Here is a 416-nt window from a genome sequence, read left to right as displayed (position 1 = left end):
CACTTGTTCAGGAACACCACGATGTACGGCACGCCTACCTGGCGAGCCAACAGAACGTGCTCCTTGGTCTGCGGCATCGGTCCGTCGGTCGCAGCGACGACCAGGATTGCTCCATCCATCTGCGCCGCGCCGGTGATCATGTTCTTGATGTAGTCGGCGTGGCCCGGGCAATCGACGTGCGCGTAGTGACGGTTCGCCGTCTCATACTCCACGTGCGCCGTCGCGATCGTGATACCGCGCTCGCGCTCCTCGGGTGCGTTGTCAATCGTGTCGAACGAGCGGAACTTGTTGTTCGGGTTGTGCTTCGACAACACCTTCGTGATCGCCGCAGTCAACGTCGTCTTCCCGTGATCAATGTGTCCAATCGTTCCCACATTCACGTGCGGCTTCGACCGGTCAAATTTCTCCTTCGCCAT

At 59.6% G+C, this 416-nt stretch carries 1 protein-coding gene; it reads right to left on the bottom strand.

The features are described 5' to 3' along the window. A partial coding sequence (locus XX99_RS16410; protein WP_156186034.1) for a GTP-binding protein occupies positions 1-416 on the bottom strand: 416 nt, incomplete at both ends.

The organism is Silvibacterium bohemicum (genome assembly GCF_001006305.1).
GTDB lineage: Bacteria > Acidobacteriota > Terriglobia > Terriglobales > Acidobacteriaceae > Silvibacterium > Silvibacterium bohemicum.
This window is presented reverse-complemented; position numbering and strand designations above follow the sequence as displayed.